The sequence below is a fragment of the Dietzia aerolata genome (genome assembly GCF_014144865.1).
GTDB lineage: Bacteria > Actinomycetota > Actinomycetes > Mycobacteriales > Mycobacteriaceae > Dietzia > Dietzia aerolata.
The window spans coordinates 1-8,916 of sequence record NZ_JAALDM010000133.1; the positions used below are offsets into that span (position 1 = coordinate 1).

8 protein-coding genes are annotated in these 8,916 nt (G+C 69.9%); 2 read left to right on the forward strand and 6 right to left on the reverse strand.

Translation table 11 applies throughout. The annotated features are described in order from the left end of the window. Positions 1 to 146: 146 nt before the first annotated feature. Entirely contained in the window at positions 147 to 923 is a 777-nt protein-coding gene (locus G6016_RS08930; protein ID WP_182632316.1) for a FadR/GntR family transcriptional regulator, read from the forward strand. Positions 924 to 949: 26 nt separating this feature from the next. On the opposite strand, the gene fabG is transcribed toward G6016_RS08930, so the two are convergent. From fabG to G6016_RS08945, 3 genes are all read right to left on the reverse strand, one after another. Then, complete coding sequence (fabG, locus tag G6016_RS08935; RefSeq protein WP_182632317.1) at positions 950 to 1,690, reverse strand: 3-oxoacyl-ACP reductase FabG; 741 nt, start codon at positions 1,688 to 1,690, stop codon at positions 950 to 952. Beyond that, entirely contained in the window at positions 1,690 to 2,889 is a 1,200-nt protein-coding gene (locus G6016_RS08940; RefSeq protein ID WP_182632319.1) for a CaiB/BaiF CoA transferase family protein, read from the reverse strand. The genes fabG and G6016_RS08940 overlap by 1 nt, the downstream gene beginning before the upstream one ends. A gap of 71 nt (positions 2,890 to 2,960) precedes the next feature. Next, positions 2,961 to 4,151 carry an acyl-CoA dehydrogenase family protein gene (locus G6016_RS08945; RefSeq protein WP_182632320.1) on the reverse strand — a complete coding sequence of 397 codons (1,191 nt, stop codon included), beginning with the start codon at positions 4,149 to 4,151 and terminating at the stop codon, positions 2,961 to 2,963. Between the two features lie 238 nt (positions 4,152 to 4,389). Between G6016_RS08945 and G6016_RS08950 the strand changes: the two genes are divergently transcribed. After that, entirely contained in the window at positions 4,390 to 5,493 is a 1,104-nt protein-coding gene (locus G6016_RS08950) for a zinc-binding dehydrogenase (RefSeq protein ID WP_182632322.1), read from the forward strand. 98 nt (positions 5,494 to 5,591) lie between these two features. Here G6016_RS08950 and G6016_RS08955 read toward each other — a convergent pair whose 3' ends face one another. The 3 genes from G6016_RS08955 to G6016_RS08965 all read right to left on the reverse strand — a co-directional run bounded on the left by G6016_RS08955 (position 5,592) and on the right by G6016_RS08965 (position 8,831). Beyond that, positions 5,592 to 6,734 carry a thiolase family protein gene (locus G6016_RS08955; RefSeq protein ID WP_182632324.1) on the reverse strand — a complete coding sequence of 381 codons (1,143 nt, stop codon included), beginning with the start codon at positions 6,732 to 6,734 and terminating at the stop codon, positions 5,592 to 5,594. 45 nt (positions 6,735 to 6,779) lie between these two features. Further along, positions 6,780 to 7,985, reverse strand: a complete 1,206-nt coding sequence (locus G6016_RS08960) for an acyl-CoA dehydrogenase family protein (RefSeq protein WP_182632326.1) — start codon at positions 7,983 to 7,985, stop codon at positions 6,780 to 6,782. A gap of 108 nt (positions 7,986 to 8,093) precedes the next feature. Further along, positions 8,094 to 8,831, reverse strand: coding sequence for an SDR family NAD(P)-dependent oxidoreductase (locus G6016_RS08965; RefSeq protein WP_182632330.1), 738 nt, complete (start codon positions 8,829 to 8,831; stop codon positions 8,094 to 8,096). Positions 8,832 to 8,916 lie beyond the last annotated feature (85 nt).

Here is an 8,916-nt window from a genome sequence, read left to right on the forward strand (position 1 = left end):
CGAGGGCGGCGACGCTTCGGGAGAACCCGTTCTCGACTGGTCCTTCACCGCGCTCATGCCCTGACGACGCCCGCCCCGCCCTCACGAGCCTCACGCCTCGCAAGCCCCGCCACCGACGCCCTGCCACACGGAAAGTCCGCGACACCATGACCGAGAAGCCCTCCCCCGTCCGACCGAGCCGCGGTGGCGCGGACGCCTCCCGTCCGCAGAAGACGGCGCTGCTGGTGGCCAAGCAGATCGTCGAGGACATCGCCCGGCGCGGCAACACGGTGGGCGATCGCCTGCCGCCCGAGCACCTGATGCTCGCCGAGTACGGCGTGGGCCGCGGGACCCTGCGGGAGTCACTGCGCTATCTGGAGCTGCAGGGCGCGCTGACCCTCAAGCCTGGGCCCGGCGGTGGTCCGATCGTCCAGCAGCCGGACGCCGGGATGCTCGCCGCGTCGCTCAGCCTGCTGCTGCAGTTCGAGAACGCGCCGTTCTCCACGATCATGGAGGCACGCGCGGCCATGGAGCCCTCCATCGCGCGGCTGGCGGCGCAGCGGATGAGCGCGGAGGCACTCGAGGAACTGCGCGCCAACGTCGTGGCCCTGCGCTCCGGCAGCACGGACACCGACGTGTTCACCGCCGAGTCGGAGCGCTTCCATGCGCTCATCGCGTGGGGCTCGGGCAACGCCCTGTTCGGGTACCTCTTCGACGCGATGCTCGGCATCCTCGCCGGCGCCACGATGGGCGTGGAGTATCCGAAGCGGCAGCGCGACCACACGTGCACGATCCACGAGGAGATCTACGCCGCGATCTCAGGCCGCGACCCCGATGCCGCGGCCGACCTCATGGCCCGGCACATCACCGACCACACCGTCTATCTGAAGAAACGGTTCCGCGCCGCGCTCTCCCAGCCGATCCGCTGGGACCTCGGCGGCTGAGGTCCCCCGGACCCCTCTGACTGCGGTCAGATGTGCCGCCCGCCGGTGATCTCCAGGACCGTGCCGGTCATGTAGCTGGACATGTCGCTGGCCAGGAACAGGACCACCTGGGCCACCTCCGACGGTTCGGCGGCGCGCCCCATGGGGATTTCGGCCATCTTCTCGTCCCACACATGCTGCGGCATTGCCAGCGTCATGGCGGTCCGGATCAGGCCGGGCTGCACCGCGTTGACGCGGACCCCGGCAAAGGCGACTTCTTTGGCCGCGGCCTTGGTCAGTCCCACGATCCCGGCCTTGGCCGCGGAGTAGTTCGTCTGACCCACGAGCCCGACCTTGCCGGAGATCGACGAGAGGTTCACGATCGCCCCGCCGCCGTGCTCGCGCATCCGTCCGGCGGCGGCGCGGGTGCCGTTCCAGGTGCCCTTGAGGTGGATCGAGATGATGTCGTCGAACTGCTGCTCGGTCATCTTGCGCATGGTGGCATCACGCGTCACGCCGGCATTGTTGACAAAGACCCCGAGCGGCCCGAACGCCTCCTCGGCGCCGTCGATCATCGCCTCGACCGCCGCACCGTCCCGGACGTCACAACGGATGTAGCGGGCCGAGTCCTCGCCGCCGAGTTCGGCCACCGCCGCCGCGCCGGCCTCGTCATTGATGTCCCCGATCACCACGCGGGCGCCCTCGGCGATGAACGTCCGCGCGATCTCCAGTCCGATCCCCTGGGCGCCGCCGGTGACTACGGCTGTCTTCCCCTCAAGCAAGGCCATCAACGCTCTCCTTCTCGTGTGTAGTGTCCGGCGGGTCCGGTGCCTTCGCCCGACCTCGCGCCCCCGGCCAGGCCGAGCTCGGCCAGGATCGCCTCGGTGTGTTGCCCAAGCGCGGGCACCGGCCCCATCGGTAGTTCTACGTCTGTAAAGGTCATCGGCGGCAGGAGGCCCCGCACGTCCCCGCCGGGGGTCTCCACATCGCGCCACCGGTCGCGGGCGGCCAACTGCGGGTGGTCCACGAGGCCGGCCACGTCGTTGATCCGCGCGGCCGGGACGCCATGCCGGTCCAGGCGTTCGACCAGGTCCTGCGAACCGAATCCGCTGGTCAGGTCCCCGATCAACTCGTCCACCTCCGCGCGCCGAGCGACACGCTCGATGTTGGTGGCATAGCGGCGGTCGTCGGCGAGATCGGGACGTCCCAGCACGTCGCGCACCAGCGCGGCCCACCCGCGGTCGTTCTGCACGCCGATGAGCACCTGCCCGTCACGGGTCGGATACGCGTCGTACGGGCAGATCGACGCATGCGACAGCCCCATCCGTCCAACCTGCTGGTCGTCGTACATGCGGATGTACATGGGGTGGCCCATCCATTCGGCCGTCGCCTCGAACATCGACACCTCGACCGTCGCGCCGACCCCACTCCGTTCCCGCCGCAGCAGCGCCGCCTGCACCGCGGACAGGACGTACATGCCGGTCGCGATGTCGGACACCGGCACCCCGGTCTTGGCGGCGGCCTCCGGCGTGCCGGTGATCGAGCACAGTCCCGACTCGGCCTGGACCAGCATGTCGTAGGCCTTGCGGTGGGCATAGGGCCCGTCCTCGCCGTAACCGGAGATGGTGACGACGACGAGGTCCTCCCGCCGCTCGCGGAGCGCTTCCGCCCCCAGGCCGAGCCGGCCCATCGCCCCGGGGGCCAGGTTGCTGATCACCACGTCCGCGCGGTCGGCAATTGCGAGAGCAGTGCGCAGGCCCTCGGGCGAGCCGAGGTCGAGTTCGATCGACTCCTTCCCGCGGTTCAGCCACACGAAGTGGGAGGCCTGCCCGTGCACGGTCGCGTCGTAGGCGCGGGCGAAGTCGCCTTCGCCGGGTCGCTCGATCTTGATCACCCGGGCGCCGAGGTCGGCCAGATGTCGGGTGGCCAGGGGCGCGGCGACGGCTTGCTCGACCGCCATCACGGTGATCCCGGCCAGCGGCAGCATCTCCTCGGCTGCGCCGCCAGCGCCGCAAGCGCCACCAGCGCCTACCCATGCGCCACCAGCACCGCCCGTCGTCACCGCCCGTTCGCCGCCTTGATCGCGCGGCGCACGAGCCCGCCGCCAATGATGAGCTTCTGGATCTCACTCGTGCCCTCGTACAGGCGCAGGAGGCGGATGTCGCGGTAGATGCGTTCCACCGCCACGCCGCGCATGTAGCCGGTGCCGCCGTGAACCTGGACCCCGAGGTCGGCGACCTTGCCGGCCATCTCGGTGCAGTAGAGCTTCGTAACGGACGGCGCGATCCGGCGGTCGGTCTCGGTGACCCACTGCTGTGCGGCGTCCCGCGCCAGCGCCCGTCCGGCCATCACGCCTGTCTGCATTTCGGCGAGCATGGCCTGGACCAGCTGGAACTCGCCGATCGGCTGCCCGCCCTGCGTGGTCACGGCGGCGTAGGCGACGGATTCGTCGAGCACCCGCTGCGCGGCCCCCACCGCGAGTGCGCCGATGTGGACACGGCCGCGGGCGAGCGAGGTCATGGCCGCTCGGTAGCCGGCGTCCACGTCGCCCCCGACCAACGCCGAGTCGGGCACGCGCACGCCCTGCAGTGAGACCTCGGCGGTCCAGGCGCCCTCCTGCCCCATCTTCTTGTCTTTCGGCCCCACCGTGACCCCGGGCGCATCCGCGGGGACGAGGAACACGGCGATCCCGGGACCGCTGGCGTCCGCGGGCCGGGTGCGGGCGAACAGTACGAACAGTCCGGCGGATGGCGCGTTGGTGATGAACCGCTTGGTCCCGTCGATCACCCAGTCGTCGCCGTCCCGTACTGCCTGCGTCGACAGCCCCGCCGGGTTGGATCCGGCACCGTCCTCGGTGAGCGCGAAGGAGGCGATCACCTCTCCCGAGGCGATCCGCCCGAGCCATTCGGCCTTCTGCTCATCGGTGCCGTAGTTCACCAGTACCTGGCCGGCGATGCCGTTGCTCGTCCCGAACAGTGAGCGGATGGCCAGGCTGGTGTAGCCGAATTCCATCGTCAACTCGACGTCCTGGGCGAGGTCCAACCCCAGCCCGCCCCAGCGCTGCGGGATCGCGTAGCCGAACAGCCCCATGTCGGCCAGTGCCCGGCGGATGTCCTCGGGAATCGCGTCGGTGTCGACGATCTCCTGCTCCCTCGGCACCACGGAGTTCCGGATGAAATCCCTGGTGGTGGCGAGCATGTCCGCGAAGTCGTTCGCGTCCACCTCCGAGGTCGTCGGCTGATCGGCCATCGCATGTCCTCCGCCCGTACCGGTGTGCGGGACGTCTCTGCCCCGGCTCGGCTCGATGCTAGCAACCATGATCATCGATTGTGGGGCGTGTCGGTGACCCCGCAACCCCGCCCCACCGTCCCCACCGACCCCGCCTCCCACGCCGCGCCGACCCCGCCTCCCACGCCGCGCCTCCCCGGCCTCCCCTGCCTCACCGACTCGGCCTCCCGGCGCCCTGCGACTGAGTAGGGTCGCACGCATGAAGGCTGCCGTCTGCGTCGAAACCGGATCGCCGTTGGTGATCGAGGACATCCCCGTTCCCGAGCCCCGCGCGGGCGAGGTGCTGGTCCACAATCACGCGTGCGGGGTCTGCCACACGGACCTACACGTGATGAAGGGCGAGGTCGGATTCCCGCTGCCGGGGGTGCTGGGCCACGAGATCTCCGGGATCGTCGCCGAGGTCGGCGCGGGGGTCACCACCGTCGCGCCCGGCGACCGCGTGGTGGGTTCGTTCATCATGCCGTGCGGCGCTTGCGAGAACTGCGCCCGCGGCATGGAGGACCTGTGCTCGACGTTCTTCGAGTTCAACCGCCTACGCGGCACGCTTTACGACGGGCAGACCCGCCTCCACCGCACCGACGGCTCTCCCCTGTCGATGTACTCGATGGGCGGCATGGCCGAGTACAGCGTCACCCCCGCGACCAGCGTCTTCCGCCTCCCGGACTCCCTCGACCTGACCGACACCGCCATCCTCGGCTGTTCCCTGTTCACCGCGTACGGCGCCGTGCGCAACGTGGGTGAGGTGCGGACCGGCGAGTCGGTGGCGGTGATCGCCGTGGGAGGGGTCGGACAGAACATCGTGCAACTGTCGGCCGCCAGTGGCGCCGAGTCGGTTATCGCCATAGATGTCGACGACGACAAGCTCGATCTCGCCCGCCGGATGGGAGCCACCCACACGGTGAACAGCTCGCGCGTCGACGCCGCGGGGGCGGTCGCCGAGATCACCGGCGGTCGCGGAGTGGACGTCGCCTTTGAAGCCCTTGGCTCCGCGGGAACCACCAATCTGGCCGTGAACATCGCCAGAGAGGGCGGCCGCGCCGTCGTCGTCGGCATTCCTCCCGCCGGAACCACCCTCGACGTGGACCTGGCCCGGATCGTCCGGCGCAAGATCCAGATCAAGGGCTCCTACGGTGCCCGCGCCCGACGCGACGTCCCCGACCTCATCCGCCTGCTCGCGGCCGGCAAGCTCGACCTGGGCGGTGTGATCTCGCGGCGCGTCACCCTCGACGAGGCGCCCGCGACCTACGAGGCACTCGACCGCGGCGAGATCCTCGGCCGCGCGGTGGTCCTCACCGGCGCCTGAGCACGCGGGGCCCGCTGACACGCCAGCGGCCCCCGCGCTCTCCGTCTGGAAAGTGCGGGGGCCGCGGGGCGTGATCGAGGCGCGAGCCCCGGGTCAGGTCAGAGCAGTTCGATGATGGTGGCGTTGGCCTGGCCGCCGCCCTCACACATCGTCTGCAGGCCGTACTTGATGCCCTGGTTGCGCATGTGCGCGATCATGTCGGACATCAGGCGGCCGCCCGAGCCACCGAGCGGGTGACCGAGCGCGATGGCGCCACCGTTGGGGTTGAGCTTGACCGGGTCGGCGCCGGTCTCGGCGAGCCACGCCATCGGCACGGACGCGAAGGCCTCGTTGACCTCGAAGGTGCCGATGTCGTCGATCGACAGACCCGACTTGGCCAGTGCCTTGGCGGTGGCCGGGATCGGTGCGGTGAGCATGATGACCGGGTCGTCGCCGGCCAGCGTCGCGGTGTGCACGCGCGCGATGGGCTTGAGGCCGTGCTTGGCGGCGGCCTCCTCGCTCATCACGAGGATCGCGGAGGCGCCATCAGAGATCTGCGAGGCGTTGCCCGCGGAGACGACACCGTCCTCCTTGAACGGGGTCTTGAGCCCGCCCAGGGTCTCGACGGTGGAGCCACGGCGGATGCCCTCATCCGTGTCGAACACGCCGTCCGGGGTGGTGACCGGGACGATGTGGTCGGCGAAGAAACCGGCGTCCTGGGCGGCGGCGGCCTTCTCGTGCGAGGACACGGCGAACTCGTCGAGCTGGGTGCGGGAGAAGCCCCAGCGCTCGGCGATCATCTCGGCGCCGATGCCCTGATTGGGGGCGATGCCGTTGTACCGGTCTAAGAACTTCTGGCCGTAGGGGAACGACTCGGCAGAGATGTGCGATCCCATGGGGACACGGGTCATAGACTCGACGCCGCCGGCGATGATCACATCGTGGTGTCCGGCCTCGACCACGGCCACAGCGAAGCTCAGCGCCTGCTGCGATGAACCGCACTGGCGGTCGATGGTCACGCCGTTGACGGTCTCCGGAAAGCCCGCCGACAGGGCCGCGGTCCGGGCGATGTCGCCGGCCTGCTCGCCACCCTGGGTGACGCAGCCCCAGATGACGTCCTCGACGGCGGCCGGGTCGAGGCCCGCCTTCGTGACGAGTCCACTCAGAACATCTGCTGACAGGTCGGCCGGATGGACCCCGGCGAGGCCGCCCTTGCGCTTGCCGACCGCGCTGCGCACGGCCTCGACGATTACTGCACCCATGTGGTGTTCTCCTTTACCCGAATTGGTTTGTTGGACATCCTAGTATCAGCCGATGTAGGGCGGGGTCTTGCGGAGCTCACCGCGCGCGATGGTGCGGCGGTGCACGGCGTCGGGGCCGTCCACGATCCGCAGCGCCCGGGCCCATGCGTAGAAGTACGCGAGCGGGGTGTCGTCAGAGACGCCGGCGCCGCCGAAGATCTCGATGGCCCGGTCGATCACCGTGCAGGCGACCTGCGGGGCGATCACCTTGATGGCCGAGATCTCGAAACGGGCTTCCTTGGCGCCGACCGTGTCGATCATCCAGGCGCAGTGCTGCACCTGCAGGCGCGCCTGGTCGATCTCGATGCGGGAGTTGGCGATGTGCTCCTGCACCACGCCCTGCTCGGACAGGTAGCCGCCGAACGCGTGGCGGGACTTGGCGCGGTCCACCATGAGGGCGAGCGCGCGCTCCGCCATACCGATCGCGCGCATGGCGTGGTGAATGCGGCCCGGTCCGAGGCGGGCCTGGGCGATCGCGAAGCCCGCCCCCTCCTCCCCCAGCAGGTTGGACACCGGCACGCGGACGTCCTTGAACACCAGCTCGCAGTGGCCGTGCTGGTCCTGGTAGCCGAACAGCGGCAGGTTGCGCTCAATCGTCAGGCCCGGGGTGTCGCGGGGCACGAGAACCATCGATTGCTGACGGTGGGTCTCGGCCGACTCGTCGGTCTTGCCCATCACGATCAGGATCTCGCAGCGGGTGTCGGCGATGCCGGTGATCCACCACTTGCGGCCGTTGATCACGTACTCGTCACCCTCGCGGCGGATGACCGTCTGGACGTTGGTGGCATCCGAGGAGGCGACGTCGGGCTCGGTCATCGCGTAGGCCGAGCGCATGGTGCCGGCCTTGAGCGGTTCGAGGTACTTCGCCTTCTGCTCGTCGGTGCCGAAGAGATGGAAGGTCTCCATGTTGCCGGTGTCCGGCGCCTGCGAGTTGATGGCCTCGGGCGCGATGACCGGCGACCAACCCGAGATCTCCGACACTGCGGCGAACTCGAGGTTGGAGATCCCGGACCACTCGGGCAGGAAGAGGTTCCACAGGCCACGGCGCCGGGCCTCGGCCTTGAGATCGTCCATCACCGGCGGGTAGGCGTTGTCGCCGTGCTCGCGGAGGTACTCCTTCCACACGGGCTCGGCCGGGAACACATGCTCGCGCATGAACTCCCACATGTTCTCCTGCAGCTCGAGGCTGCGCTGACTGTGAGCGAACTCCATGATCATTACTCCTGTAGAGGGGCTAGGCCGGGTCGGTGCGCGGCCCGGGGCGGGAAGCGCGGCGAAATGCGCGGAGAGAAGCGCGTGGGGCTAAAAGTGCAGCGGCGATCAGTGCAGGGTCATGCCGCCGTCCACCACGAGGGTCGTGCCGGTGACGAACGAGGCGGCATCCGAGGCGAGGAACAGCAGGGCGGCGTCCAACTCGGCCTGCACACCGAGGCGACCGAAGATCGTACTGCCGGTGATGTCGGCGAGCATCTGCTCGGGAATCTCGTCGGTCATCTCGGACGCGAAGTACCCGGGCGCGAGCGAGTTGACGCGGATACCGCGGCGCGAGCCCCACTGCGAGGCCAGGTCGCGGGTCAGTCCCATCACCGCGGCCTTGGTGGCCGAGTACGCGGCCTGCGGCGCGAAGCCGGCGGTCAGGCCCAACACGCTCGCGACGTTGACGATGCTCGAGCCCGGCCCCATGACCGCCGCGCACTCCTTGGCCGCCCAGAACGCGCCGTTGAGATTGACATCGACGACCGAGCGGAACTGCTCCGGGCTCTCCTTGAGCGCGGGCACCGCGGTGCCGAGGCCCGCGTTGTTGACCAGCACGTCGACCCGCCCGTGCTCCTCCATCGCCGCACGGACCATGGCGGCGCAGGACTCGGGATCGGCGACGTCGCAGGCGACGGTCGATGCCGTACCGCCGCGCGAGCGCAGCTCCTCGGCGAGTGCCTCGAGACGCTCCTTGCGCCGCGCGGCCAGGACGACGGTCGCTCCGGCGGAGGACAGGGCGCGGGCGAACCCGGCGCCGAGGCCCGACGAGGCGCCGGTTATCACCACGACACGGCCGTCCATGCGGAATCGCTCGAGGACGGGGACGGCCGTCTGCGGCCCGGTCCGTGGGTCAACGGGCTCGCGCGGGGTGACCGGCTCGCGGAGG

Coding starts and splice junctions, on each gene's coding strand:
- G6016_RS08930 (WP_182632316.1), top strand. CDS start 147: ATGACCGAGAAGCCCTCCCCCGTCCGACCGAGCCGCGGTGGCGCGGAC.
- fabG (WP_182632317.1), bottom strand. CDS start 1,690: ATGGCCTTGCTTGAGGGGAAGACAGCCGTAGTCACCGGCGGCGCCCAG.
- G6016_RS08940 (WP_182632319.1), bottom strand. CDS start 2,889: ATGCTGCCGCTGGCCGGGATCACCGTGATGGCGGTCGAGCAAGCCGTC.
- G6016_RS08945 (WP_182632320.1), bottom strand. CDS start 4,151: ATGGCCGATCAGCCGACGACCTCGGAGGTGGACGCGAACGACTTCGCG.
- G6016_RS08950 (WP_182632322.1), top strand. CDS start 4,390: ATGAAGGCTGCCGTCTGCGTCGAAACCGGATCGCCGTTGGTGATCGAG.
- G6016_RS08955 (WP_182632324.1), bottom strand. CDS start 6,734: ATGGGTGCAGTAATCGTCGAGGCCGTGCGCAGCGCGGTCGGCAAGCGC.
- G6016_RS08960 (WP_182632326.1), bottom strand. CDS start 7,985: ATGGAGTTCGCTCACAGTCAGCGCAGCCTCGAGCTGCAGGAGAACATG.
- G6016_RS08965 (WP_182632330.1), bottom strand. CDS start 8,831: ATGGACGGCCGTGTCGTGGTGATAACCGGCGCCTCGTCGGGCCTCGGC.